Annotated in this window: 22 protein-coding genes; 11 read left to right on the plus strand and 11 right to left on the minus strand. The window is 58.8% G+C overall.

Features of this window, described 5'->3' with window-relative positions; translation table 11 throughout:
- Positions 1-133: 133 nt before the first annotated feature.
- The 3 genes from E3U32_RS02165 to E3U32_RS02175 all read right to left on the minus strand — a co-directional run bounded on the left by E3U32_RS02165 (position 134) and on the right by E3U32_RS02175 (position 2,923).
- Positions 134-1,099 carry a TerC family protein gene (locus E3U32_RS02165; protein WP_134347483.1) on the minus strand — a complete coding sequence of 322 codons (966 nt, stop codon included), beginning with the start codon at positions 1,097-1,099 and terminating at the stop codon, positions 134-136.
- 251 nt (positions 1,100-1,350) lie between these two features.
- Positions 1,351-2,349: a Gfo/Idh/MocA family protein gene (locus tag E3U32_RS02170; protein WP_134347484.1), complete on the minus strand. Its 999-nt coding sequence runs from the start codon at positions 2,347-2,349 to the stop codon at positions 1,351-1,353.
- 70 nt (positions 2,350-2,419) lie between these two features.
- Positions 2,420-2,923, minus strand: a complete 504-nt coding sequence (locus tag E3U32_RS02175) for a YgjP-like metallopeptidase domain-containing protein (RefSeq protein ID WP_134347485.1) — start codon at positions 2,921-2,923, stop codon at positions 2,420-2,422.
- Between the two features lie 83 nt (positions 2,924-3,006).
- Here E3U32_RS02175 and rlmG point away from each other — a divergent pair, with 83 nt between their 5' ends.
- Positions 3,007-4,143 (plus strand): 23S rRNA (guanine(1835)-N(2))-methyltransferase RlmG, encoded by a 1,137-nt coding sequence (rlmG, locus tag E3U32_RS02180; protein WP_134347486.1) that lies wholly within the window; start codon positions 3,007-3,009, stop codon positions 4,141-4,143.
- Between the two features lie 103 nt (positions 4,144-4,246).
- Here rlmG and E3U32_RS02185 read toward each other — a convergent pair whose 3' ends face one another.
- The 3 genes from E3U32_RS02185 to lsrR all read right to left on the minus strand — a co-directional run bounded on the left by E3U32_RS02185 (position 4,247) and on the right by lsrR (position 9,046).
- Positions 4,247-6,268, minus strand: a complete 2,022-nt coding sequence (locus E3U32_RS02185; protein ID WP_134347487.1) for an NADPH-dependent 2,4-dienoyl-CoA reductase — start codon at positions 6,266-6,268, stop codon at positions 4,247-4,249.
- Between the two features lie 178 nt (positions 6,269-6,446).
- Positions 6,447-8,042, minus strand: a complete 1,596-nt coding sequence (gene lsrK / locus E3U32_RS02190) for an autoinducer-2 kinase (RefSeq protein WP_134347488.1) — start codon at positions 8,040-8,042, stop codon at positions 6,447-6,449.
- Between the two features lie 32 nt (positions 8,043-8,074).
- Positions 8,075-9,046 carry a transcriptional regulator LsrR gene (gene lsrR / locus E3U32_RS02195; protein ID WP_134347489.1) on the minus strand — a complete coding sequence of 324 codons (972 nt, stop codon included), beginning with the start codon at positions 9,044-9,046 and terminating at the stop codon, positions 8,075-8,077.
- 215 nt (positions 9,047-9,261) lie between these two features.
- Here lsrR and lsrA point away from each other — a divergent pair, with 215 nt between their 5' ends.
- Genes lsrA through lsrG form a run of 6 tightly spaced genes read left to right on the plus strand, consistent with a single transcriptional unit; the run spans position 9,262 to position 14,948 of the window.
- Positions 9,262-10,749 carry an autoinducer 2 ABC transporter ATP-binding protein LsrA gene (lsrA, locus tag E3U32_RS02200; protein WP_134347518.1) on the plus strand — a complete coding sequence of 496 codons (1,488 nt, stop codon included), beginning with the start codon at positions 9,262-9,264 and terminating at the stop codon, positions 10,747-10,749.
- Positions 10,746-11,777 carry an autoinducer 2 ABC transporter permease LsrC gene (gene lsrC / locus E3U32_RS02205; RefSeq protein ID WP_134347490.1) on the plus strand — a complete coding sequence of 344 codons (1,032 nt, stop codon included), beginning with the start codon at positions 10,746-10,748 and terminating at the stop codon, positions 11,775-11,777. The genes lsrA and lsrC overlap by 4 nt, the downstream gene beginning before the upstream one ends.
- Entirely contained in the window at positions 11,778-12,761 is a 984-nt protein-coding gene (gene lsrD / locus E3U32_RS02210) for an autoinducer 2 ABC transporter permease LsrD (RefSeq protein ID WP_134347491.1), read from the plus strand.
- A complete protein-coding gene (gene lsrB / locus E3U32_RS02215; protein ID WP_134347492.1) occupies positions 12,758-13,759 on the plus strand; it encodes an autoinducer 2 ABC transporter substrate-binding protein LsrB in 1,002 nt (333 codons plus the stop codon). The genes lsrD and lsrB overlap by 4 nt, the downstream gene beginning before the upstream one ends.
- Positions 13,760-13,770: 11 nt before the next feature.
- Complete coding sequence (gene lsrF / locus E3U32_RS02220; protein WP_134347493.1) at positions 13,771-14,658, plus strand: 3-hydroxy-5-phosphonooxypentane-2,4-dione thiolase; 888 nt, start codon at positions 13,771-13,773, stop codon at positions 14,656-14,658.
- Positions 14,655-14,948, plus strand: coding sequence for a (4S)-4-hydroxy-5-phosphonooxypentane-2,3-dione isomerase (gene lsrG, locus E3U32_RS02225; protein ID WP_134347494.1), 294 nt, complete (start codon positions 14,655-14,657; stop codon positions 14,946-14,948). Before lsrF ends, lsrG begins: the two co-directional genes overlap by 4 nt.
- A 91-nt stretch (positions 14,949-15,039) precedes the next feature.
- Here the strand turns inward: lsrG and E3U32_RS02230 are convergent, their stop codons facing one another.
- Positions 15,040-15,888 carry a dihydrodipicolinate synthase family protein gene (locus E3U32_RS02230; RefSeq protein ID WP_134347495.1) on the minus strand — a complete coding sequence of 283 codons (849 nt, stop codon included), beginning with the start codon at positions 15,886-15,888 and terminating at the stop codon, positions 15,040-15,042.
- 12 nt (positions 15,889-15,900) lie between these two features.
- A complete protein-coding gene (locus E3U32_RS02235) occupies positions 15,901-16,587 on the minus strand; it encodes a B3/B4 domain-containing protein (protein WP_134347496.1) in 687 nt (228 codons plus the stop codon).
- A gap of 42 nt (positions 16,588-16,629) precedes the next feature.
- Here E3U32_RS02235 and E3U32_RS02240 point away from each other — a divergent pair, with 42 nt between their 5' ends.
- A complete protein-coding gene (locus E3U32_RS02240) occupies positions 16,630-17,232 on the plus strand; it encodes a helix-turn-helix domain-containing protein (protein WP_134347497.1) in 603 nt (200 codons plus the stop codon).
- An 86-nt stretch (positions 17,233-17,318) separates the two neighbouring features.
- Here E3U32_RS02240 and ygjG read toward each other — a convergent pair whose 3' ends face one another.
- Entirely contained in the window at positions 17,319-18,698 is a 1,380-nt protein-coding gene (ygjG, locus tag E3U32_RS02245) for a putrescine aminotransferase (protein WP_208527896.1), read from the minus strand.
- A 435-nt stretch (positions 18,699-19,133) separates the two neighbouring features.
- On the opposite strand from ygjG, the gene E3U32_RS02250 reads away from it, so the two are divergent.
- On the plus strand, positions 19,134-20,654 hold the full coding sequence (locus E3U32_RS02250; protein ID WP_134347499.1) for a methyl-accepting chemotaxis protein: 1,521 nt from the start codon (positions 19,134-19,136) through the stop codon (positions 20,652-20,654).
- 335 nt (positions 20,655-20,989) lie between these two features.
- Positions 20,990-22,549 (plus strand): methyl-accepting chemotaxis protein, encoded by a 1,560-nt coding sequence (locus E3U32_RS02255; protein ID WP_134347500.1) that lies wholly within the window; start codon positions 20,990-20,992, stop codon positions 22,547-22,549.
- Here the strand turns inward: E3U32_RS02255 and E3U32_RS02260 are convergent.
- Positions 22,546-23,040: a PadR family transcriptional regulator gene (locus E3U32_RS02260; RefSeq protein WP_134347501.1), complete on the minus strand. Its 495-nt coding sequence runs from the start codon at positions 23,038-23,040 to the stop codon at positions 22,546-22,548. The genes E3U32_RS02255 and E3U32_RS02260 overlap by 4 nt on opposite strands.
- Before the next feature lie 147 nt (positions 23,041-23,187).
- Here E3U32_RS02260 and E3U32_RS02265 point away from each other — a divergent pair, with 147 nt between their 5' ends.
- On the plus strand, positions 23,188-23,952 hold the full coding sequence (locus tag E3U32_RS02265) for a siderophore-interacting protein (RefSeq protein WP_134347502.1): 765 nt from the start codon (positions 23,188-23,190) through the stop codon (positions 23,950-23,952).
- Here the strand turns inward: E3U32_RS02265 and E3U32_RS02270 are convergent, their stop codons facing one another.
- The gene (locus E3U32_RS02270; protein WP_134347503.1) at positions 23,953-25,122 is read right to left on the minus strand and encodes a DNA repair protein; all 1,170 of its coding nucleotides are present in this window, start codon (positions 25,120-25,122) and stop codon (positions 23,953-23,955) included.
- Positions 25,123-25,251: the final 129 nt, after the last annotated feature.

Raw genomic sequence — 25,251 nt, forward strand, 5'->3', positions numbered from 1 at the left:
TTTTTTTTTGGTGTCGTCATGTTTTTTAACTATTGATTAACGAAATTGCCGGGTGGGGGGGGCCCCCCACCCCCCCCCAAACTCTGGTGTCCGCGCCCCCCCGCCCCCCCCCCCCGCCACCGGGCAAAACGAACTAAACCTGCTGCTTCTTATCGTGCTGGCGGTTAACCCAGGTATTGATAATCAGCGTCACGATCAGAATGCCAAACACCACGCCGAGCGAAATGGCGATTGGGATGTGGTAGAAATCGACAATCAGCATCTTGATACCGATAAACACCAGAATCACCGACAGGCCGTACTTCAGCATCGAGAAGCGCTCTGCCGCGCCAGCCAGCAGGAAGTACATGGCACGCAGACCGAGGATCGCGAACAGGTTTGAGGTCAGGACGATGAACGGGTCGGTTGTCACCGCGAAAATAGCCGGGATGCTGTCTACGGCAAAAATCACGTCGCTGAGCTCCACCAGAATCAGCACCAGCAGCAGCGGGGTGGCAAACAGCAGACCGTTCTTGCGCACGAAGAAGTGCTCGCTCTCAATCTTGTCGGTCATGCGCAGATGTCCACGGATCCACTTCACCAGCGGACGATCGCCAATCGCGGAGCCGTCCTCTTTCGCCAGCGCCATCTTGATCCCGGTGAACAGCAGGAACGCGCCGAAGACGTACAGCAGCCATTCGAACTGGGTGATCAGCCAGCTGCCGGCGAAGATCATAATGGTACGCAGAACAATGGCACCCAGCACGCCGTAGACCAGCACGCGGCGCTGCAGGGCAGCAGGCACGGCAAAGTAGCTGAACAGCATCAGCCAGACGAAGACGTTATCCACCGCCAGGGCTTTTTCAATCAGATAACCGGTGAGGAAGGCGAGCGCCTGCGGATCGGCCACCGCCCGGCCTTCGGTCGAGGCCAGATACCACCAGAAGGCAGCACAGAACAGCAGGGAAAGGGTAACCCACACCAGGGACCAGGCGGCGGCCTGCTTCATGGTCATGCCGTGTGCGCCGCGACGCCCCTGCAAAAAGAGGTCGATCGCCAGCATGATGAGCACGACAACCGCGAATCCGCCCCACAACATTGGAGTGCCGACAGAATGCATACTATTTTCCTTACACATAAAAAACAAAAACGGCCATGGTCAGAAGACGATAGCCGTTAGCTTTTTATGCATAGACCTCGCCTTCCGGCAAGGTCTCACTTACAACCACGAGGGTTGCCCGGCGACCGGATGCGGTATTACACGCATCGTAATGACGATCCACCGACGAAGAAGTTACTCCCCTTTGCAGGTAACAAAATATGTCAGACCATTGGTTTCGTCAATGGTCTGCGCCGTTTCATTACACAGCTTTACGCGATGGCTTCCGCGTTCACGCCGTCTGCCGGGAACACCACGCCGGTCTGACGGCGGATCTCCGTTTGCAGTTTCGCCGTGGTGCGGCTCACCGCGAGACCCGGGTGATTCACTTCGTTGTCTTCCACCAGACGGGCAAAGACCTCTGCCTCATAGAGCATAGTGTTAATATGCTGAGGCTGCGTCAGCTCCTGCGCTTTACCGCCGCGCGGTACCACGCTTACTTTCTGGCATTCGGAGATCTTCTCGATAACCAGCGAGCCGGCTTCGCCCTGAATCTCGCTTGGCAGTACGGAATCACTGACTTTGGAGTGCTGCAGCGTGACGCTGAAATCACCGTAATCCAGCACCACGAGCCCGTGCGCATCCACGCCGCTCTCCAGCAGGCTGGCGGTGGCGGTGACGCCGTGCGGCTCGCCCCACAGCGCCACGGCGGAGGCCAGGCAATAGAAACCGATATCCATAATCGAGCCGTTAGAGAAGGCCGGGTTAAAGGTATTTGGATTTTCACCGTCGAGGTAGCGCTGGTAGCGCGACGAGTACTGGCAGTAGTTGATAAAGGCTTTACGCACTTTGCCAATTTTCGGCAGCGACTGCTGCAACAGCAGGAAATTCGGCAGGCTGGCGGTTTTGAACGCTTCGAACAGCACCACCTGGTTTTCGCGGGCAAGTGCGATGGCGGCTTCCACTTCCTGGATATTCGACGCCAGCGGCTTCTCGCAAATCACATGCTTTTTATGGCTGAGGAACAGCTTCGTTTGCGGGAAGTGCAGGGAATTCGGGCTGGCGATATACACCGCGTCAATGGCGTCGCTTTGCGCCATTTCATCAAGCGAAGTGAAGAGATGCTCAACGAGGTAATCGTTGGCAAAACTCTGCGCCTGCTCAAGGCTGCGGGAATAGACTGCGGTAAGTTTAAGTTTGCCGGTTTCGTGGGCGGCGTCGACGAACTGGCGTGTGATCCAGTTCGTACCAATGACTGCGAAACGTATCATAAACGTTTACGTACTCCGTAGCGGGGAACCTTTAGCCACTGTAGCACGTCATCATGACAATTCGCGTGCGCTATTCCGCATTACCATTTAACGATAAATGCGTAAGCCACAAGCGGGTATCAAACTCCAGCTGATGATACTGCGGCTCCATGTGGCAGCACAGGGAGTAGAACGCTTTGTCGTGCTCTTTCTCTTTCAGGTGCGCCAGCTCATGGACGACAATCATCCGCAGAAAGGCTTCCGGTGCGTTACGGAACACCGTCGCGACGCGGATCTCGGCCTTCGCTTTCAGCTTGCCGCCCTGTACGCGGGAGATGGCGGTGTGCAGGCCGAGCGCGTTTTTCAGCACGTGGATCTTGTTGTCATACATCACCTTGTTGATCGGCGGCGCGCTCTTCAGATAGCGGCTTTTCAGATCCTGCGTATACTGCCAGAGGGCTTTATCGGTCGCGAAATCGTGGGTGCCGGGATAGCGTTTTTCCAGCACCGCGCCGAGCTTCTGCCCGGCAATCAGGCTGCGAACCTGAGAAAGTAAATGCTCCGGGTAGCCCTGGAGATAAGTAAGTTGGTTCATCAACGCCCCAAATCGACAATAAAACGGGTATACTCACGCACCCTTTTCAGGGATACGCCAAATTTTACCATTCAGGAGGGCCGATGAGCCACTTAGACAACGGTTTCCGTTCACTCAACCTTAAACGTTTCCCGGAAACGGACGACGTCAACCCGCTTATGGCGTGGGAAGCGGCGGATGAATATTTGCTGCAGCAGTTGGATGAGACTGAAATCCGCGGCCCGGTTCTGATCCTGAATGATGCCTTTGGCGCGTTGGGCTGTGCGCTGGCGGAACACGCGCCTTACAGCATCGGCGATTCCTACCTGAGCGAGCTGGCGACGCGTGAAAACCTGCGCCATAACGATATCGAAGAATCCAGCGTGAAGTTTCTCGACAGCACCGCGGAGTACCCGCAGGTGCCGGGCGTGGTACTGATTAAAGTGCCAAAAACCATGGCGCTGCTGGAGCAACAGCTGCGCGCGCTGCGTAAGGTCGTGACGCCAGAAACCCGCATCATCGCGGGTGCCAAAGCGCGCGATATCCACACCTCGACGCTGGAGCTGTTTGAGAAAGTCCTTGGCCCAACCACCACGACGCTGGCGTGGAAAAAAGCGCGCCTGATCAACTGTACCTTCAGTGCGCCGGAGCTGGCTGACGCGCCAGAGACCCTGAGCTGGAGGCTGGAAGGCACAGACTGGACCATCCACAACCACGCAAACGTCTTCTCCCGCACCGGTCTGGATATCGGCGCGCGTTTCTTTATTGAAAATCTGCCGGAAAATCTGGAAGGGGAAATCGTCGATCTGGGCTGCGGTAACGGCGTGATTGGCCTGACGCTGCTGGCGAAGAACCCGGAAGCCAGCGTGGTATTCAGCGACGAATCGCCAATGGCGGTGGCGTCAAGCCGTCTGAATGTGGAAACCAACATGCCGGAAGCGCTTGATCGCTGCGAATTTATGATCAACAACGCGCTGTCGGGCGTAGAGCCTTTCCGTTTCAACGCGGTGTTCTGTAACCCGCCGTTCCACCAGAAGCATGCCCTGACGGATAACGTCGCCTGGGAGATGTTCCACCATGCGCGCCGCTGCCTGAAGATTAACGGCGAGCTGTACATCGTGGCAAACCGCCACCTGGACTACTTCCACAAGCTGAAGAAGATTTTCGGTAACTGCGTCACCATTGCGACCAACAACAAGTTTGTGGTGCTGAAAGCGGTGAAGCTGGGTCGTCGTCGCTAAGATTAGGTATGTGCGGCCTGATGCCCGGTGGCGCTTCGCTTACCGGGCCTACAATGGCCTCGAACCCGTAGGCCGGGCAAGCGCAGCGCCGCCCGGCAATGCCCTAGATCGCCAGAGCCAACTTCGTCCCCTGCGCAATTGCCCGCCGCGCGTCCAGCTCCATCGCCACGTCGCACCCGCCGATCAAATGCACCGTTTTCCCCGCCTTGCGCAGCGGATCTGCCAGATCGCGCTTCGGCTCCTGTCCGGCACAGAGAATGATATGATCCACCCGCAGCAGCTGTGGCTCACCGCCGATCGTCACGTGTAGCCCGTCATCGTCGATCTTCTGATAACTCACCGCCGGGATCATCTTCACGCCGCGCGAGAGCAGGGTGGCGCGGTGGATCCAGCCCGTAGTTTTGCCCAGCCCTTCGCCCGGCTTGCTGGCTTTACGCTGGAGCATCACGATCTGGCGCGGGCTTTTCGGCAGTTGCGGCCCTTCCGGGCGTAGCCCGCCGGACTGGCTCAGGCTGGTGTCGATACCCCATTCCACGCAAAACTCGGCAATGTTCTGGCTGGTGGCCTCGCCCGGCTGGCTTAAGTACATGGCGGTATCAAAGCCGATCCCACCGCAGCCAATAATCGCCACCTTTTCACCAACCGGGGCTTTGTCGCGCAGGACGTCGAGGTAGCTCAATACCTTCGGATGATCGATACCCTCGATCGCAGGCAGGCGCGGGGCGATCCCGCTCGCCAGGATCACCTCGTCGAAACCGGTCAGATCCGCCGCATTCACAAACTGGTTAAGCCGCAGCTCGACGCCTGTAAGCTCGATCATCCGGCGGTAGTAGCGCAGCGTTTCATAGAACTCCTCTTTGCCGGGGATCTGTTTGGCGATATTAAACTGCCCGCCAATCTCCGCCAGCGCATCAAACAGCGTCACGCTGTGCCCGCGCGAGGCGGCATTTACCGCAAACGCCAGCCCTGCCGGGCCTGCGCCCACCACGGCCAGGCGTTTTTTATTGACCGCCGGAACGACCGGTATTTTGGTTTCATGGCAGGCGCGCGGATTCACGAGACAAGAGGTGACCTTGCCGACGAAGATTTGATCCAGGCAGGCCTGGTTACAGCCGATGCAGGTGTTGATCTCATCCGCGCGTCCGCTTTGCGCTTTGGACAGCAGTTCGGCATCGGCCAGGAACGGCCGCGCCATCGACACCATATCGGCATCGCCGCGCGATATCACATCGTCCGCCACCTGCGGGTCATTAATGCGGTTGGTTGTCACCAGTGGAACAGACACTTTGCCTTTCAGCTTGCGCGTCACCCAGCTAAACGCCGCGCGCGGCACCGGCGTGGCGATGGTCGGGATACGCGCCTCGTGCCAGCCGATACCGGTGTTGATAATGGTGGCGCCGGCAGCTTCAATCGCCTGCGCCAGCTGCACGGTTTCGTCGAACGTGCCGCCTCCCTCCACCAGGTCGAGCATCGACAGGCGGAAGACAATAATAAAATCAGCCCCCGCACGTTCACGCACGGCGCGCACCACCTCCACAGCAAAGCGCATGCGGCGAGCGTAGTCGCCGCCCCATTCGTCGTCGCGCTGGTTGGTGCGGGCGGCGAGGAATTCGTTAATCAGATAGCCTTCGGAGCCCATTATCTCGACGCCGTCATAGCCCGCCTCACGCGCCAGCGCGGCGCAGCGGGCGAAGTCGTCAATCAGCGCCAGGATCTCGTCGTGGCTCAGAGCATGCGGTTTAAAACGGTTAATCGGCGCCTGAATGGCTGAAGGGGCAACCAGATTCGGCTGATAGCTGTAGCGCCCGGTGTGCAGAATTTGCAGGGCGATTTTCCCGCCCTCTTTGTGAACGGCGTCGGTCACAATGCGGTGGTGCGGCAGCTGTGACGCATCGTTCAATACCGCGCCGCCCTCCATACCCACTCCGGAAGGGGCAGGGGCTACGCCGCCGGTGACTATCAGCGCCACCCCGTGGCGCGCGCGCTCGGCGTAGAAGGCCGCCAGACGCTCGGCCCCGTCCGGATGTTCCTCCAGCCCGGTGTGCATCGAACCCATCAACACGCGGTTTTTGAGTGTGGTGAACCCCAGATCGAGGGGGGCGAATAACGACGGGTAGCGGCTCATAGTCTCTTCCAGTGTAAAATTATTGTTATGTGGTCGGATGAGTTACTAATTTAGCCAGCAGGGAGTAAAAGGGAAAAGGGGAATGCAGTGATTGTGATGGGATTCAAATATTGGTGTGGCCTGATGCCCTCACCCTAACCCTCTCCCACAGGGAGAGGGGACTTAATCTCCCTCTCCCTTAGGGAGAGGGCCGGGGTGAGGGGGATGCCCGCACCAGCCCCGGTGCCTGCCACATTGACGTCGTCAGCCCGCTGTCCACCAGCCCAAGCTGGTCGGCGTACACCGCCTGCCACTTCTGCATCATACCGTCGTAGAGCTCGCGGTGCTGCGGGTTCGGCGTAAACTCGCGGCTCCATTTCACCAGCTGCTCGCCCGTCGAGGCCATATCCGCAAACAGCCCCGCGCCTGTTCCGGCCGCGATGGCGCAGCCCAGCGCGGTTGCCTCTTTCACTTCCGGAACGCGCACCGGCAGGCCGGTGACGTCGCTTAAAATCTGGCTCCACAGGGCACCTTTTGACCCGCCGCCCGCAAAGACCAGGCTTTCAAACGTCACGCCGGAAAAGCGCGATATCTGCGCCAGGTTACAGGCCGAGACAATCGCCGCGTTCTCTTCCAGCGCGCGGAATAGCGTCGCTTTGTTGCATTTTTCCGGGTCGATGGAGAGGTTAATAAACGACGGTGCGGCGTGGTACCACTGCTTAAAATGCATCGCGTCGGAGAAGATCGGCATCACTCCGTGAGACCCCGCTGGAACCCGGCTGGCCATCTCTTCCAGCAGGGAATAAGTGTCCATTCCCATCCGCTCGGCAATCAGTTTTTCTTCGGCACAAAAGGCGTCGCGGAACCAGCGCATGGTCAGCCCGGTAAAGAAGCTGATTGACTCCGCCTGCGCCATACCGGGGATCACATGCGGGTTCACGCGGATGTTCATGTCAGGGTCGGTGCGCACCTGCGGCAGGTTCACTACCTGCTGCCAGAAGGTGCCGCCCAGCACCGCCGTTTGCCCGGCGCGCACCACGCCCAGCCCCAGACAGCCCAGCTGCACGTCGCCGCCGCCCATCACTACCGGCGTGCCCTCGCGCAGGCCGCTCTGCTGTGCGGCTTCATGGGTAATGGCACCCAGCACGGTGCCGGTCTCTTTCACCGGTGAGAGGATATCGGCCCGCAGCCCGGCCATGTCCAGCAGCGCCGGACGCCAGTCGCGGGAGAAGAGGTCCAGCATGCCGGTGGTGCCCGCATTGGACGGGTCGACCGCCAGCTCGCCGGAAAGCTTCGCTGCCAGCCAGTCGCTGATCATGGTGATGGTGGCGGCCTTGCGGTAAATATCCGGACGATGGTGTGCCAGCCACAGCAGGCGCGGCATCGCGCTCAGGGCTAGCGTTTGTCCTGAAACCTCATACACTTCGGATTCAAATCGGTCGTCGTGGATCTCTTTGAGCTCCGACACCTCGCGGCTGGCGCGGGCATCGACGTTGGCGCAGGCCCAGATGGCCTCGCCGTTGCGGTCATACAGCACAATGCCTTCGCGCATAGAGCAGCAGGCGACGGACTGGATATCCGCCGCGCTCAGATGGGCGCGATCCAGCGCCTGATGAATGCACTGACAGGCCAGCCGCCAGTTGGTCTGCAGATCAAACTCCATCGAGCCCGGCACATTTTCCACGCTCAGGTGCTTCCACTCGGCCTGACCAACGGCAATCTGGTTGCCCTGTAAATCGAAAATAACGGCGCGAACGCTGCCTGTCCCTGCATCTAACGCTAAAAGGTAACTCATGAGCTTGCCTCGTGTCAGGCGCAGGGCTGCTCTTATCCGGCCAGAGCCAGCACCGCGCGGGCTGTCGTCTCTTCCGTCACCAGGCCATTGATACGGCGACCTTTCAGTGCGGCATAAATCGCATCGGCTTTCTCTTCACCTCCGGCCACGCCAACGATGGTCGGCAGCTGCGCCAGTTCATCGAGGGTGACGCCCAGTAATTCTTTGTGGATCTCCAGCTCCTCGACGCATTCGCCTTCGGCATTGAGGAAATAGCCGAGGATGTCGCCGACCGCGCCTTTGCGGGCGTACATCAGCTGCTCGCCTTCGCTGATGTAGCCGGAGCGCAGGATGGTGGCGTCACGGCGCTGGTTCACCGAACCAATGCCGACCACAGCCACGTCGGCAGCGGTGGCGGCGAGGATCACGTCCCGCACGCTGGTCTCGTGCTTTAAGATCTCCGCAACGGAGGCGGAGGACACGCGAAGCGGGGCGGGGATCATGCTCACGCTGCAGGCCGCATCCAGCTGGCCGATACCCGTCATGTAAGGCCCCACACCGCCGGAAAGCGTCACCAGTCGGATCTGCTGCGAACTGATAAAGCCGCTTAAGTGCTGCAGGCTGCTCATGGTGGTTTCACCAAACCCCACCGCTAACAGCTGGCCGGGCTCCAGCACGCCCATCAGCGACTGCGCTGCGCCTATGCCTAACCGCACGTTCATCGGCGGGGTATTTAGCGCGGGCATCACGCGTACCAGCTTTAATCCAAAGCGCTGCTGGAGCTCGGTTTCCAGCGCCAGACAGCCCTCGTAACGGGAGTTGATCTGCACCCGGATCACCCCGGACTGGCGGCCTTTCTCCAGCAGGCGTGAAATCTTCAGGCGCGGCAGCCCGAGCCGCTCACCAATGTCGTTCTGGGTTAATCCGTCGTGGTAGTAACACCATGCCACGCGCGCTACCAGCTCCTCTTCCGCCAGTGCCAGCCCGGCAAACCGTCCTTCTTCCGCAGTGCGTTTATCGCTCATAATTGAACTCTTATAAAAATTTAGATCATATGTTCGTGATGGCGCGCCTTGAAAGTGTGAGCCACGCGACAAAACGGATCTTTTAGATTGTTTGAGGCCTGTCTGGATCTTAATCGATAAAACTGTGATCCCTGCACGGTTGTAAATATAGTTCACCGTCTACGCTTTTGAACATTATTAAATCTAAAAATCATTTGTTCAATAGCGGAGCGATGATGACCTCACTTCTTGAAGCGCACGATATCTGCAAGCAGTTCTCCGGTGTGCCGGTTCTAAAAGGCATTGATTTCACGCTGCTTGCGGGTCAGGTGCATGCGCTGATGGGCGGTAACGGCGCGGGTAAATCGACCCTGATGAAGATCATCGCCGGGGTCGAGACGCCGGACAGCGGTGAACTTTCCGTCGAGGGACAGTCATATGCGCGGCTCACGCCTGCGCAGGCGCACAGGTTAGGCATTTACCTGGTGCCGCAGGAGCCGCTGCTGTTCCCCAACCTGACGGTGAGGGAAAACATCCTCTTTCGCCTGCCGCGTGAAAGGGATCTGGCAACCAGGCTGGCGGAGAAACTCCAGCAGCTGCAGTGCCCGCTTAATCTCGATGCCGCCGCCAGCACTCTGGAAGTGGCGGATCAGCAGATGGTGGAGATCCTCCGCGGGCTCATGCGCAACGCAAAGATCCTGATCCTCGATGAACCCACGGCGTCGCTCACGCCGGGCGAAACCGAACGCCTGTTCCGCCAGATCCGCGCGCTGCAGGCGCTCGGCGTTGGCATTGTCTTTATCTCTCATAAATTGCCGGAAATCCGCCAGCTGGCGAGCCACGTCTCGGTGATGCGCGACGGCGCGGTGGTGCTGAGCGGCGAAACGGCGCAGTTCGATGATAACGCGCTTATCGCGGCGATGACGCCCGTTAGTCGGGATAAAGGCTTAAGCGACGCGCAAAAACTGTGGCTGGCGCTGCCGGGCAACCGCCGCACCCAGCCGCAGGATTTCCCGGTGCTGCGCGTGGACGATCTTACCGGGGAGGGGTTTATCGATCTCAGTCTTGAGATCTACGCCGGGGAGATCGTTGGTCTGGCCGGGCTGGTGGGATCCGGGCGCACCGAATTTGCCGAAACCCTTTATGGCCTGCGTCCGGCGCGCGGGGGGCGCATCTGGCTGGAAAACCAGGAGATCACCGGCGATCCGGTGTTTTCCCGGCTGGACAAAGGCCTGGTCTACCTGCCGGAAGACCGGCAGGTTTCCGGCTTGTTCCTGGATGCGCCGGTTCGCTGGAACACGGTCGCCCTGAACGAGCCATCTCTCTGGCAGCAGCGCAAGCGGGAGTCCGCGGTGGTGGAACGCTATCACCGGGCGCTGGGGATCAAGCTCAATCATGCGGATCAACCCGTGCGCACGCTCTCAGGCGGTAACCAGCAGAAGGTGCTGCTGGCGCGCTGCCTGGAAGCCAATCCGCTGCTGCTGATCGTCGATGAACCGACGCGCGGCGTGGACGTGGCGGCGCGCGCCGATATCTATCAATTGCTCAAAAGCGTGGCGGCGCAGAACGTGGCGGTACTGATGATCTCAAGCGATCTCGATGAGTTTCCGGGACTGGCGGACCGCGTGCTGGTGATGCACCAGGGCGTACTCAGCGGCGAATTGCCGCGCCACGCCGTCAGCCTCGACAAAATGATGGCGCTGGCATTTGGAGGGCAATCATGAAGACCTTACTGAAGAACCGCGAGCTGAGCGCCTTTCTTGCCATTCTGGCGCTGTTCGCCGTGCTGGTGGCGCTGAATCCGTCCTACCTAAGTTTGCAGACGCTGGGGATGATTTTCGCCAGCTCGCAGATCCTGATCCTGCTGGCGCTCGGCGCCGCGCTGGTGATGTTAACCCGCAATATTGACGTGTCTGTTGGCTCCACCGTGGGGCTTGCTGCCATTGCCGTCGGCGTGGCGCTGAACAGCGGCTACAGCCTGCCGGTGGCGATCCTTTTCGCACTGTCGATTGGCGCACTGGCGGGGGCATTCAACGGTTTTCTGGTGGTGGGGCTGCGCATTCCGGCGATTGTCGCCACCCTCGGTACGTTGGGGTTGTATCGCGGGGGGATGCTGCTCTGGACGGGCGGGAAGTGGATTGAAGGGCTGCCGCCGGGGCTGAAATCCCTCTCAGAACCGGTTGCCCCTGGCGTTTCACCGCTCGGTATGGTGGTGCTGTTTTTAGCGGCCACAGGCGCGTGGACGCTGTCGCGCACCGCCTTTGGTCGTGATTTTTATGCCGTGGGCGATAACCTCGCCGCCGCGCGCCAGCTGGGCGTGGCGGTGAACCGCACGCGGATGATCGCGTTTACGCTCAACGGCATGCTGGCGGCCTGCGCCGGGATCGTCTTCGCCTCGCAGATTGGCTTTGTACCGAACCAGACCGGCAGCGGGCTGGAGATGAAAGCTATCGCCGCCTGCGTGCTCGGCGGCATTTCGCTTTTGGGCGGGACGGGCACGCTGGTTGGCGCGCTGCTCGGCGCCTTCTTCCTGACGCAAATCGATACCGTGCTGGTGCTGTTCAGGCTCCCGGCGTGGTGGAACGACTTTATCGCCGGGCTGGTGCTGCTGGGCGTGCTGGTGCTCGACGGGCGCCTGCGCCAGGCGCTGGCGCGTCATCAGCGGGCGTTGAAGTACAGTCGCTTCCAGCCGGGCAATAAAGGGGGAAAGCACGTCACCCCGTTTCCAAAACGCAAAAAAGAGGTGGCGTAAATGAAGCTTAACTGGGAAAGCGCGCTGCTGATTTTGCTGGTGCTGGAGATCCTGCTCTTTGGCGCCATCAACCCGCGCATGCTCGACATCAACATGCTGCTGTTCAGCACCAGCGATTTTATCTGCATCGGCATTGTGGCGCTGCCGCTGACGCTGGTGATCATCAGCGGCGGGATCGACATTTCGCTGGGCTCCACCATTGGCCTGTGCGCCATTGCGCTTGGGGTGATGATGCAGTCGGGCTGGCCGATGGCGGTCGCCATTCCGCTCACGCTGCTGCTCGGCCTGCTGTGCGGGCTGGTGAACGCGGCGCTGATCCACTACACCGGCATCAGCCCCCTGGTGATTACCCTCGGCACGCTGTACCTCTACGGCGGCGGGGCGCTGCTGCTCTCCGGCATGGCTGGCGCGACGGGCTACGAGGGCATCGGCGGCTTCCCGGACGGCTTTACCGCGTTCGCTAATCTCACCGTTTTAGGGCTGCCGATCCCGCTGGTGCTGTTCGCGGTCATCACCGCCTTCTTCTGGCTGATTACCCACCGCGGACGCTTTGGCCGCCATCTTTTTTTGATTGGGCAAAACCCGCGCGCGGCACGCTACGCGGCGCTGTCGGTGAACGGCATGCCCTATGCGCTGTACGGCCTGGTGGGCGTGGCTTCGGCCATTGCCGCGCTGGTGATGGTCTCCTATTTCGGCTCCGCGCGTTCGGATCTGGGGCGCGATCTGCTGATGCCTGCGCTCACCGCCGCGGTGCTCGGTGGGGCGAATATCTATGGCGGTTCCGGTTCGGTTGTCGGTACCGCGCTGGCGGCGCTGCTGGTCGGCTACCTGCAACAGGGTTTACAGATGGTCGGCATCCCCAACCAGGTGTCGAGCGCGCTGTCAGGGGCGCTGCTGGTTGTGGTGGTGATGGGACGTTCGCTGAGTCTGCACCGTGAATGGGTGCGCAATATCTTCCTGAAAACTACCCGGAGCGTAAGATGAAAACAAAACTGATAGTCCTGGCGATGGCCCTCAGCTTTGCCTCGGCGCAGGCGGCAGACCGCATTGCCTTTATCCCGAAACTGGTGGGTGTCGGCTTCTTCACCAGCGGCGGCAACGGGGCCAAAGAGGCGGGGAAAGATCTTGGCGTGGACGTCACCTATGACGGCCCAACCGAGCCGAGCGTCTCCGGCCAGGTGCAGCTCATCAATAACTTCGTCAACCAGGGCTATAACGCCATCATCGTCTCCGCCGTGTCGCCGGACGGCCTCTGCCCGGCGCTGAAGCGCGCGATGCAGCGCGGGGTAAAAGTGCTGACCTGGGATTCCGACACCAAACCGGAGTGCCGCAGCATCTACATCAACCAGGGCACCCCGGAACAGCTGGGCGGCCTGCTGGTGGAGATGGCGGGCAGGCAGGTCACCAAACCGAATGCCAAAGTGGCGTTTTTCTACTCCAGCCCGACCGTCACCGACCAGAACCAGTGGGTGAAAGAGGCGAAGGCCAAAATCGAGAAAGACCATCCCCAGTGGCAGGTTGTGACCACGCAGTTTGGCTATAACGATGCCACCAAATCTCTGCAAACCGCCGAAGGGATCTTAAAAGCGTATCCGGATCTGGATGCGATCATCGCGCCGGACGCCAATGCGCTTCCAGCCGCCGCCCAGGCGGCAGAAAACCTGAAACGCGAAGGCGTGGCGATTGTCGGGTTCAGCACGCCGAACGTGATGCGCCCGTACGTTGAGCGCGGCACGGTAAAAGCCTTCGGCCTGTGGGACGTGGTGCAGCAGGGCAAAATTGCGGTCAATGTCGCCGATCGTTTACTGAAAAAAGGCGATCTTAACGTGGGCGACAGCGTGGACGTAAAAAACATCGGGGCGCTGAAGGTCGAGCCGAACAGCGTACAGGGCTACCAGTATGAGGCGAAGGGCAACGGCATCGTGCTGCTGCCGGAGCGCGTGGTGTTCACCAAAGAGAACATCAACAAATACGATTTCTGACGGGGGAATACATGGCTGATTTAGACGACATCAAAGACGGCAAGGATTTTGGCATCGGCACGCCGCAGCAGAATGTGCCGTTCACGCTGAAGGGATGTGGCTCGCTGGACTGGGGCATGCAGTCCCGGCTGGCGCGCATCTTCAACCCGCAAAGCAACCGCACGGTGATGCTGGCCTTTGACCACGGCTACTTTCAGGGGCCGACCACCGGCCTTGAGCGTATCGATCTCTCTATCGCCCCGCTGTTTGGCGAAACCGACGTGCTGATGTGTACCCGCGGCATCCTCAGGAGCCAGGTACCTGCCGCGACGAATAAACCGGTTGTGCTGCGCGCCTCCGGCGGTAACTCGATCCTGGGCGAGCTGTCCAACGAGTGCGTGGCGGTGGCGATGGAGGACGCGCTTCGCCTCAACGTCTGCGCGGTGGCCGCACAGGTGTACATTGGCAGCGAGTTTGAGCATCAGTCGATTAATAACATCATCAAGCTGGTCGACGCCGGGGCGCGCTACGGTGTGCCGACGCTGGCGGTGACGGGCGTCGGCAAAGAGATGGCGCGCGACGCACGGTATTTCTCGCTGGCCAGCCGCATCGCCGCCGAAATGGGGGCGCAGTTCGTCAAAACCTATTACGTGGACGAGGGCTTTGAAAAAGTGACCGCCAGCTGCCCGGTACCGATCGTCATTGCCGGGGGCAAAAAGCTGCCGGAGCACGAGGCGCTGGAGATGTGCTGGCGCGCAATCGACCAGGGAGCCTCCGGCGTGGACATGGGGCGCAATATCTTCCAGTCCAGCGCGCCGCTCGCCATGCTGAAGGCGGTGAAGAAAGTGGTACACGAGAACATGAGCGCCCGGGACGCGTTCCAGTTCTGGCAGGAAGAGAAACAGGGAGAAGCCAAATGAATGTGACGCTAGTGGAGATCAACATCAAACCCGAGCGGGTGGACGAGTTTCTGGAGGTGTTTCGCGCCAACCACGAGGGAGCAATCAAGGAGCCGGGAAACCTGCGATTTGACGTATTGCAGGACCCGCGGGTGAAAACCCGGTTCTTTATCTACGAAGCCTATAAAGACGACGAGGCGGTGCTGGCGCACAAGAAAACCCCGCACTATCTGGCGTGCGTGGATAAGCTTGAGGAATTGATGTCAGAGCCGCGCAAAAAACGCAGTTTTGTCGGATTGTTGCCGGAGTAACGGCTTTGCCCGGTGGCGCTAACGCTTACCGGGCCTACGGGATGCGGGACTGTGCGGTAGGCCGGGTAAGCGCAGCGCCACCCGGCGTTTTTCAGGCCAGCTCTAATTCCGCAAGGATCGCTGAAAGAGCCTCGCGCGGCTCCCCCTGAACCGCCTGTAACGGAAATGGCAATGCAGGTGAAGCCACTTTTCCCATCATCTCTGCTGCCGCCGCGATAACCCGTAAGCTGCCGTATCGACGGAATAATTCCCACAGCGGCTCTAACCGCTCGGATTGTGCCGCCTCTTTCGAACGTGCAATCGACAGCGCCGTTTGAGGAAACAACCCCGCGAGAACCGAGTACCAGACGTCAAACCCGGCCTGCAGGGCTGAGGCTGCTCGCCAGTCACCGGCGATGCCCAGCGTGACTGTATCAGGAAGACGGGCGCGTACCTGCGAGAGGTCCTCCGGCACGCGACCAAGCTTAATGGATCCCACATTCGGCAGGGCCGCGACGGCAAATAACAATTCATCGCTAAACGCAAAACCGGTCGTGGCGGGATTATCGTAAATGCATAGCGGTACGGAGAGCTGGCGGGTCACCTTTTCATAGAGATTAAACACTTCATCTTCCGTTAATCGCTGGTACGACACGGGTGCCAGCAGCACGCCGGAGACTCCTGCCGCCTGCGCGTCGTCAGCCAGACGCAGAATATCGTCAAGCCGTAGTGCACCGATGCTGACGATGACCGGAATGTCATCAGCATGCGCCACCGCGCAGCGTGCGATCCGGCCGCGCTCTTCAACGGTCAGATAGGCATAGCTTCCCGTTGAGCCGAGAATGCCCAGGGAATCCACGCCTGCGTCGACCACGGGGCGCAGAAGATTGATGAAGGACTGCTCGTCAAATATCCCCTCTTTCAGGGGCGTTAACGGAAAGGCGCTTAATCCGTGAAACATCGTGTTGTCCTCTTACAGCTCCAGCAGTTGTACCTGAGCCTTGGCCCCCGGCATCAGACGCTGAAGGTTGTTGACCAGCTCTTCTCCCGCCTCTTCCAGCGCCGCAAGCGGCATCGACGGCAGGCTTTCAAGAATAAACCACATGGTTTGCGCCTGGCTGTCCAGACGCGTCCGTATCCCCTGGCGCCAGTTCCAGCGACGGCAGGTGACGCCGAGATCGTCGCGCCAGATAACCTCGCCAGGTTCCGGATGTTCCACCACCGGCTGTCCCTCTTTGAAGGTATCAAACGGCTCGCTGCCGTCGGCCAGCGTCAGACGCGGCGCGCCCGAGTAAGTCGCCAGGTTTTCTCCGCCAACCGGAATGGCATAGCGAATACTCACTGCGTTATAGATATCCACCACCGGATCCAGCGGCGGCAGCGAGCCATCTTTCAGAACCCGCTTACGCAGGGCGGATGCCGAGCAGGGCGTGCGTTTCGGTTTCGCGCCGAAGGCTTTAAACACCTCATCCCAGTCTGAAAGGTGTGCATCAGCCCAGGGCATATCATCATTAAGCATCTGCTGGCAGGCCTGTGCCAGTGCGGCAGCCGCCACCTCCGGGTGGGTAATCGGCGCAGCTTCAACCAGAATGCTCAGCGCCCGAAAGCCGGGCGCAATGTCGGCAAGTCGCGAATCTATTGACGGCGTTACGAGAGACATAAATAATCCTGTATTGACTGTTTTATACCATGGTAGTGACCAATGACTGATAAAGTCAATATAATGACTACGCAGGGGGCCGATGTTGCCCAGGTAAGCCTGGCCGTCGCGAACCGCATCCGCAACTGGCGCAAAGAGAAAAAACTGTCGCTGGATGAGCTGTCCCGCCGCGCCAGCGTCAGCAAAGGGATGCTGGTGGAGATTGAAAAGGGCGCAGCCAACCCCAGCATCGCCATTTTATGCAAGCTGGCCGCCGCGCTCGGTATCTCAGTGGCGGATATCGTTAACGTCTCCAGCGAGCCGCTGGTGCACGTTATCGAAGAAGAGGCGATTCCGGTACTGTGGCAGGGTGCGCAGGGCGGACGCGCCAGACTGCTGGCGGGTACCGCTGGACCGGATATGATTGAACTCTGGCAATGGGAGATGCATCCGGGGGAACGGTTCACCTCTCCAGGACACCCGGCTGGAACCTTCGAGCTACTGCATGTTAACGAGGGTGTGTTAACCCTGACGGTCGATGAGACGGTGACGCAGGTTGCTGCCGGGGCATCGGCGGTGGCGAAAACCGAAGCGGCGCACGGCTATGCCAATGAGGGAAAAAACGTGCTGCGCTTTACCATGACGGTGGCGGAGTTTCACCGATAAAAAAGCAGCCCGGTGGCGCTACGCTTACCGGGCCTACATATGCAGTATTTTGTCGGCCGGGTAAGCGTAGCGCCACCCGGCGTTGATTACGCCTCTTCCACGCTCACGCGCAGCGCTGCCAGTGCTTTACGCGCCGCTTTCAGCACCTGCTCACATTGCTCAATCGTCAGCGTCAGCGGCGGTTCAATACGGATGGTTTTCGAGTTGTTGAGCGTTCCGGCCACCAGCACACGCTGGCGGAACATCTCGCTCGCGAAGCTATAGCCGGTTTCGTTATCGACAAACTCAATCGCCATCAGCATCCCTTTCCCACGCGCGTCCTGCACCAGGTCCGGATACTCCCGGCCTAACTGACGGAAGCCGTCCAGCAGCATGTCGCCTTTCTGCTCCGCCTGCGCGGGCAGGTTTTGATCCAGCAGCACGTTGATGGTCGCCAGCGCCGCCGCACAGGCCAGCGGGTTACCGCCAAAGGTGGTGGTGTGCAGGAACGGATTGTCGAACAGCACCGAGAACACTTCTTCGGTAGCAACCGTCGCACCAATCGGCATGACGCCGCCGCCCAACGCTTTCGCCAGGCACAGGATGTCCGGCTGAACGTTCTCGTGCTCGCAGGCAAACATCTTGCCGGTGCGCCCCATCCCGGTCTGGACTTCGTCGAGTATCAGCAGCGCGCCAAACTCATCGCACAGCTGACGCACGGCAGGCAGATAGCCCTGTGGAGGGAGGATCACGCCGCCTTCGCCCTGAATCGGCTCCAGGATCACCGCGGCCACGTCATCGCCGGTTTTACGGCATTCGCTCAGCACGGTGCGCATGGCGTTAATGTCGCCGAACGGCACGTGGCGGAAGCCCGGCAGCAGCGGCATAAATGGTTTGCGGAAGGTGGATTTGGCAGTAGCAGACAGTGCGCCCAGGGATTTCCCGTGGAACGCGCCGCTGGTGGCGATAAAGGTGAATTTCCCGCGCGGCGACTGGTACGCTTTGGCGAGTTTAATCGCCGCTTCGACCGATTCCGTGCCGCTGTTGCTAAAGAAGCTGTATTTCAGTTTGCCGGGCGTTAAGGCCGCCAGCGTTTTCGCGAGCATGGCGCGAAGCGGGTCGAGCAGCTCCTGGCTATGGAGAGGTTGTTTCGCAAGTTGATTCTGTACGGCGGAAACCACAACTGGATTACGGTGCCCCACGTTGAAAATTCCAAAACCTCCCAGGCAATCTATAAACTCCTGTCCCTGGGTGTCGACAAGCGTGTTCAGACTTCCCGCTTGCCACTCTACGGCTCCGTAATCCCCGCCGGCGGTAACAGATTTGCGATACTCCAGAAACCCTGGATTGACGTGCTCTTTAAAGTAATCGATGACCTCTCGGTTAAGTTGTTTCATCTCCTCATGATCAAGCGTTCGCTTCTCAATGAGATTCAGTGCGTGCGCGGTACAGGCAAGAGCCGAGGCGCTGGAAGGTAACCTGTTCAAAATGTGCTCCCGGGGATCGCGTATCACATGATACTGATTTAAGTATTGCAGGGATTACGCCATTTCAGATGACTTAACGAAAATCGGGATAAACGCCAGGTTAAAATAATGTTGCGCAATATTTAATCATGCCGATACAACCGAAACGGGGTTCAGCGGTACACGGTAGAGAGCCTTAAAAAGAGCGGAAACGCGCAACTGCACCAAAGAAGTGCGTTTGCTGCGACTTAAGCGGGCATTAACGGGTCATGCTTTGTGGGTAATTTCTTAGTGAAAGTATTTGAAATCAATGAATTATAAAATCGTACAAAAAGTACGGTTTAAGTCAAATCTGCGATCTCTATCAAGTTTAACAATTAAAGATAAATTGTTTATCGCCGAAAAAACATTAACCCACAAAATTAACATTCAAATAACCTGCAAGGGATGCCCACGATGTCCTCTCCAACTTATGTCACCCAGAATGAATATCCTCTGGACGATGACACCACCTTAATGTCTACCACAGACGTCCACAGCTACATTACCCACGCCAACGACACATTTGTGCAGGTGAGCGGCTACCAGCTTGATGAGCTGACGGGCCAGCCGCACAATCTGGTGCGCCACCCCGATATGCCAAAAGCCGCGTTTGCCGATATGTGGTACACGCTGCAGCAGGGCGAGCCGTGGAGTGGGATCGTGAAAAACCGGCGCAAAAATGGCGATCATTACTGGGTGCGTGCTAACGCGGTGCCGATGGTGCGCCACGGGCAGGTGACGGGCTATATGTCGATTCGCACGAAGGCCACAGCGGATGAGATTGCTACCGTGGAGCCGCTTTACCGGGCGCTGAATGACGGGAGCTGTAAGAAACGTGTTCATAAAGGGCTGGTCGTTGGAAAGGGCTGGCTCGGTAAACTGCCGGCCATGCCGCTGCGCTGGCGCGTGCGCAGCGTGATGGCGGTGCTCTTTGCCGTTCTCGCCGCCTCGCTGGTCGCGACCTCCGCAGGTTGGATACCGCTCGTTGCTGCCGCGGTGGTGATGCTGTTCGGGACACTGCTGTTTGAACAACAAATTGTCCGCCCGGTTGAGAATGTGGCGCGACAGGCGCTGAAGGTCGCAACCGGTGAGCGCAACAGCGTGCAGCATCTGAACCGCAGCGATGAGCTGGGGCTGACGCTGCGCGCGGTAGGGCAGCTGGGCCTGATGTGCCGCTGGTTGATCAATGACGTATCGAGCCAGGTGGTGAGCGTTCGTGACGGCAGCGACAGGCTGGCGCAGGGAAATGAAGATCTGAACGATCGTACGCGTCAGACGGTGGCGAACGTGCAGCAGACCGTCGCGACAATGAACCAGATGGCCGCTTCCGTTCAGAGTAACTCTGAAACCGCCGCCGAGGTGGATAAACTCTCCGTGGCCGCCAGCAGCGCGGCGACGAAAGGGGGCAATGCGATGCAGACCGTCGTCAAGACCATGGATGACATCGCCGACAGCACGCAGCGAATTGGCTCGATCACTTCCCTGATTAACGATATCGCTTTCCAGACCAATATTCTGGCGCTGAATGCGGCAGTTGAAGCGGCAAGGGCAGGTGAGCAGGGGAAAGGTTTTGCGGTGGTCGCAGGTGAAGTCCGCCATCTCGCCAGCCGCAGCGCCAGCGCAGCGAATGATATTCGTAAACTGATTGATGCCAGCGCCAGCAAAGTGCAGTCCGGCTCTGAGCAGGTGCACGCCGCAGGCCGCACGATGGATGATATTGTCGAGCAGGTGAAAAACGTGACGCAGCTTATCGCCCAGATCAGCCACTCGACGTCCGAGCAGGCAACCGGGTTGTCAGAGTTAACCCGCGCGGTGGCCGAGCTCGACAGCATCACGCAGAAAAACGCCAACCTGGTCGAGGAAAGCGCGCACATTTCTGCGATGGTGAAACACCGCGCCGGACGTCTTAAAGATGCAGTGACCGTGCTCCATTAAGCCGTCATGTTCCGGAAAAGCCGTTTATACCGTAAGGCATAAGCGGCTTTTTTTTGTGTGGATGTGACTATTAATGTGTTTTATTGTTAACACTACATTAAATAACTAAAGAAAGTGCCTCGGTTATTTATCCCTGCCTAAGTCAGTTTTCCAGAATGCTATTTTGAAAAAGCCCCGTCCGGTGGTCTGGTAACGATCGATGGGGGAATATTAATAGCCTCTACCTATCCATTGTTATGGTTATGAAATAAAAAAACGATCAAAGTCATAAAGTTAGCGGATTCGTTACCGATAACAGCGATCGTCTGAGAAATAATCACATCGATGGAGAAAATATGTTCTTACATGACGTAAAGATCGGCACAAAATTATTTCTGGCGTTTGGGTTCTTTATTGTCCTGATGGCGATCAGCGCGAGCTTATCATTGCTGAGCCTGAACCGGGCAAATAATGGGATGCAATCCATTATTACCAGTGACTATCCAACCACGGTAAAAGCGAACCAGTTAATCGATAACTTCCAGGAATTTATTAGCACTCAACAGCTGATGCTGCTGGACGAACAGGGCACCTACACGGGGCAATCTCAGCAGCACCTGAAAGAGATCAGCGAGCACATCACGGTGATCCTGGGCGAGCTGAACAATGCGTTGCAGGATCAAAAATCGCAGCAGGTGCTGGCGGATATCCGCAGCGTGCGCCAGCAGTATCTGGACTCGCGCTACCGCATTTTGCAGGCGGTGCAGAACAACAATCGTGCGGGCGCCATTCAGGAGATGATGACCACGACCCTCGCCGTGCAGCAGGCTTACAAAGCGAAGGTGAAAGAGCTGATTGCCATTCAAAACAGCGAGATGCAGAGTGCAGGCGCGCAGGTGGAAGGGGATTTCAGGTCTAACCGTCTGCTGCTGATCCTGATCACCCTCTTTAGCGTCGCAGTCGGCAGCCTGATTGGCTGGTTTATCGTACGTTCTATCACCCGTCCGCTCGGCGAGGCGGTGCATTTTGCAAAAGCCATTTCAGAGGGCGATCTGACGGGTAGCATTACGCCACACGGCAAAGACGAAACGGGTCTGCTGCTGCATGCGCTGATGGAGATGAAGACGCGTCTGCTGGACATTGTGCAGCAGGTGCAAACCGGCTCGGAGAATATCTCCAGCGCAGCCGCGCAGATTGTCGCCGGCAACCAGGATCTGGCCGCGCGTACGGAAGAGCAGGCAAGCTCCGTTGAACAGACCGCCGCCTCGATGGAGCAGATCACCGCCACGGTGAAAAATACGGCCTCGCACACCGGGGAAGCGACCAACCTCTCGGCAGATGCCGCCACGGTGGTCAAAAACAACGGTGAGATGATGAAGCAGGTGACCAGCAAAATGCGCCTGATTAACGAGACGTCGAACCGGATGTCCGACATTATCGACCTGATCGACGCCATTGCCTTCCAGACCAATATTCTGGCGCTGAACGCGGCGGTGGAAGCGGCGCGCGCCGGCGAGCACGGCCGCGGTTTTGCGGTGGTGGCCGGTGAGGTACGCCAGCTTGCCCAGAAGAGCGCGTCGTCTGCCAGCGAAATCCGTGAGCTGATTGAGAGCTCAACCAGCCAGACCCAGGACGGGATGAACCTGGTCGAAAAAGCCAGCGCGCTGATTAACGGAATGGTCGGCAACGTGGAGGAGATGGATGTGATCCTGCGTGAGATCCGCCAGGCCAGCCATGAGCAGACGGAAGGAATCTCCCAGATCAACAGCGCGATTGGCCTGATAGATGCCACCACCCAGCAAAACTCCGCGCTGGTCGAGGAGTCCGTCGCGGCGGCAGCATCGCTTAACGAACAGGCGATGCACCTGAAAGAGCTGGTACGCGTCTTCCGCGTGAGCGAGCACGCACCGGCTTAATCCAGCTGGGAGATCTCCAGCGCCGCGCGGTCGATCACCCCGACGATCTGCCTGAGCTGCGCGTCGCTGAGCTCTCCCTGATTCACCTTCAGGTCTAACACCGCTTTAAAGTTATCCAGCGCCCGCTTCATCTGCGGGTTTTTGCGCAGCTGGAAGCCGACGGAACGCGCTTTGATACGTGCCCGTATGTGCTCAAGCTGCTCCTGGTTTTCATCCAGCCACTGCTGGCCTGCAGCGGTAATCGTAATTCGCTTACGCCCGCTCTCTTCTTCCGTAATAGTGATAAGAGTCTGATCCTGAAGATAATCCAGGGTCGGATAGATCACCCCAGGGCTGGGGGTGTAATTCCCCTGCGTCAGGTTCTCGATCTCTTTGATCAGCTCATAGCCGTGGCTCGCGCTGCGGGTCAGGATATCCAGAATCACCAGCCGCAGATCGCCGTGCCCGAAAAAACGCGGTCGCCGACCGCCGCCATCGTGTTCGTGTCGCATAGCATCCCCTTCAATTTGATATATCTAAACTATATCTAAGATATATTCAGATGCAATCTAAAAGATCTTGCATTTTCTCTTATTAGTAATCATTATCATTTGAAAATAGATTTAGATATATCGTATTCATCAGAGAAGGGTCTAAAAATGACATCTATCCGTTACCCACAGCGTGTTCGTAATGACCTGCGTTTTCGCGAGCTGACGGTGCTCCGCGTTGAGCGCGCCAGCGCGGGTTTTCAGCGCATTGTTTTAGGCGGCGAGGCGCTGGAGGGCTTTAGCTCCCGCGGTTTTGACGACCACACCAAAGTCTTTTTCCCGGCGCCCGGGGCAACGTTTGTGCCGCCGGTGGTTACCGATGAAGGCATCGACTGGGGCGACGGCGTGCGACCGCAGACGCGCGACTATACGCCGCTGTACGATGAGTCCAGCCATGAACTGGTGCTCGATTTCTTCATTCATGACGGCGGCATTGCCAGCCGCTGGGCGGTCGAGGCGAAAATGGGCGACAGGCTGACCATCGGCGGCCCGCGCGGTTCGCTGGTGGTGCCGGAAGATTACGCCTGGCAGCTGTACGTGTGCGATGAATCCGGTATGCCCGCGCTGCGTCGACGCTTAGAGAGCATTGTTAAACTGCCGGTTCGCCCGGAGGTTCATGCGGTAGTGACGGTCGGGGACGAGTCTTATAAAGAGTATCTGGCGCACCTGAATGCGTTCGACATCACCTGGGTGGTGGGCCACAGCGAGCAGGCGGTAGCGGACCATCTGGCGGCGCTGACCGTCCCGGGGGACGATTACTTCATCTGGCTGACCGGGGAAGGGAAGGTGGTGAAAACGCTGAGCCGTCAGTTTGAAACCGACGCGATTGACCCGCAACTGGTGCGTGCCAGTGCATACTGGCACGCCAAATAGTCAGGCGGCGGAATCCAGCTGCGCTTCGTTCACCTGATGTTCGAGCGAGGCGCGGACCTCGTGCAGCGCTTTCTCCTGCTGAGCGAAGTACGCTTCCATATTGCTCAGCGACGAGACCAGAAGCCAGGACTCCTCTTTCTCGAGTTCCGCCAGCTCGTTTACTAAAATGTCGATTTGCTCGCGCACCTGCGCCATCTTCTTGCGGATGCGTTCCAGATCGTTCAGCCTGTCGCTGGCCATCAATGGCTCGAAGCCCTGCTGCAGGCGGGCTACCAGTGAGCGAATGGTTTTAACGTCGCCACGCTGCTTTGCCTGGTTGAGCTGGACCATCATCGCGTTGGCTTCTTCTTTCAGATCGTCTGCGACCAGATCCGGATGGCACAGCTTGCTCGCCTGCCGCCAGAGACGCTTCAGCTCGTTCCGATCCTCTTCCGAGAGATCTTTGCCTTTGCGCAGCCGCACCTCGGCATCGTGATGCTGCTCGCGATACTTCTCGTACTCTTCGTTGGCCTCGTCGCGTGCCTGGCGCGCAGGCTCCTCTTCGCGCGTTAAGCCGCTTTCCAGCTCCAGCGCCTCGGCCAGCAGGTTGGCAATCAGATCGCTTTGCTGCTCCAGGTGCTTACGCGCCTCGGCGGCCTGCACGGAATCCGCAGGCAGATCGCGCCAGCGCTGGGTGAGCGTCGCCAGCACCTCTACCGCCTGCGCCATATAGCGCTGGCAGCGGCGGTAATCTTCCTCGCGACGACGCGCCTCCGCCTGCTGACGACGCAGGTTCAGCTCCGCCAGGGTTTTACGCAGGGCGAGGATCTGCTGCATCAGCGGCCCGAGGCGGGAGAAGTAGAGATCGTTGAACTCGTCAAGCTGCTGCACGCGCGCGTTGCGGCGGTCTATCAGATCGCGCAGACGTTCTTCCAGCGCTTTCAGCTCCAGCTTGCTGGCGGCCACCTGTGGGTCGCGCCATGGGGTCACGGCGCGCTGGCTCTGCAACCAGGCGGCGATCGCCGCTATAGCAGCGGTGTAGTTCTTCTCCTCAAGCGCCACGACGATTGCCTGTAGCTCATCGTCAAACGCTTCATTTTTCAGGCGTGTCAGCTGGCTCTGGATGATGTCGTCATCTTCCAGTTCAATGGCATTTTTAATGATTTCTAGCCGTTTGATCGGTGTGCTCATGATGCCTTTCGCTTTGGCGCTTAAGTATTTGAGTTAAGGTTAGTTGTTGGAAATGCTACAGGAAATAATACACACGGATGATGATCGGCGCGATGGGGGATTTCTTTAATATTGCTTCAGATTTACCCC

Origin of the sequence: Lelliottia nimipressuralis, assembly GCF_004402045.1 — a bacterium.
GTDB lineage: Bacteria > Pseudomonadota > Gammaproteobacteria > Enterobacterales > Enterobacteriaceae > Enterobacter > Enterobacter chinensis.

Coding starts and splice junctions, on each gene's coding strand:
- lsrC (WP_134347490.1), top strand. CDS start 10,746: ATGAAGACCTTACTGAAGAACCGCGAGCTGAGCGCCTTTCTTGCCATT.
- E3U32_RS02175 (WP_134347485.1), bottom strand. CDS start 2,923: ATGAACCAACTTACTTATCTCCAGGGCTACCCGGAGCATTTACTTTCT.
- E3U32_RS02235 (WP_134347496.1), bottom strand. CDS start 16,587: ATGTCTCTCGTAACGCCGTCAATAGATTCGCGACTTGCCGACATTGCG.
- rlmG (WP_134347486.1), top strand. CDS start 3,007: ATGAGCCACTTAGACAACGGTTTCCGTTCACTCAACCTTAAACGTTTC.
- E3U32_RS02185 (WP_134347487.1), bottom strand. CDS start 6,268: ATGAGCCGCTACCCGTCGTTATTCGCCCCCCTCGATCTGGGGTTCACC.
- lsrD (WP_134347491.1), top strand. CDS start 11,778: ATGAAGCTTAACTGGGAAAGCGCGCTGCTGATTTTGCTGGTGCTGGAG.
- E3U32_RS02250 (WP_134347499.1), top strand. CDS start 19,134: ATGTCCTCTCCAACTTATGTCACCCAGAATGAATATCCTCTGGACGAT.
- E3U32_RS02170 (WP_134347484.1), bottom strand. CDS start 2,349: ATGATACGTTTCGCAGTCATTGGTACGAACTGGATCACACGCCAGTTC.
- E3U32_RS02260 (WP_134347501.1), bottom strand. CDS start 23,040: ATGCGACACGAACACGATGGCGGCGGTCGGCGACCGCGTTTTTTCGGG.
- lsrK (WP_134347488.1), bottom strand. CDS start 8,042: ATGAGTTACCTTTTAGCGTTAGATGCAGGGACAGGCAGCGTTCGCGCC.
- E3U32_RS02270 (WP_134347503.1), bottom strand. CDS start 25,122: ATGAGCACACCGATCAAACGGCTAGAAATCATTAAAAATGCCATTGAA.
- lsrA (WP_134347518.1), top strand. CDS start 9,262: ATGACCTCACTTCTTGAAGCGCACGATATCTGCAAGCAGTTCTCCGGT.
- E3U32_RS02255 (WP_134347500.1), top strand. CDS start 20,990: ATGTTCTTACATGACGTAAAGATCGGCACAAAATTATTTCTGGCGTTT.
- lsrR (WP_134347489.1), bottom strand. CDS start 9,046: ATGAGCGATAAACGCACTGCGGAAGAAGGACGGTTTGCCGGGCTGGCA.
- lsrB (WP_134347492.1), top strand. CDS start 12,758: ATGAAAACAAAACTGATAGTCCTGGCGATGGCCCTCAGCTTTGCCTCG.
- E3U32_RS02165 (WP_134347483.1), bottom strand. CDS start 1,099: ATGCATTCTGTCGGCACTCCAATGTTGTGGGGCGGATTCGCGGTTGTC.
- E3U32_RS02265 (WP_134347502.1), top strand. CDS start 23,188: ATGACATCTATCCGTTACCCACAGCGTGTTCGTAATGACCTGCGTTTT.
- E3U32_RS02240 (WP_134347497.1), top strand. CDS start 16,630: ATGACTGATAAAGTCAATATAATGACTACGCAGGGGGCCGATGTTGCC.
- E3U32_RS02230 (WP_134347495.1), bottom strand. CDS start 15,888: ATGTTTCACGGATTAAGCGCCTTTCCGTTAACGCCCCTGAAAGAGGGG.
- lsrF (WP_134347493.1), top strand. CDS start 13,771: ATGGCTGATTTAGACGACATCAAAGACGGCAAGGATTTTGGCATCGGC.
- lsrG (WP_134347494.1), top strand. CDS start 14,655: ATGAATGTGACGCTAGTGGAGATCAACATCAAACCCGAGCGGGTGGAC.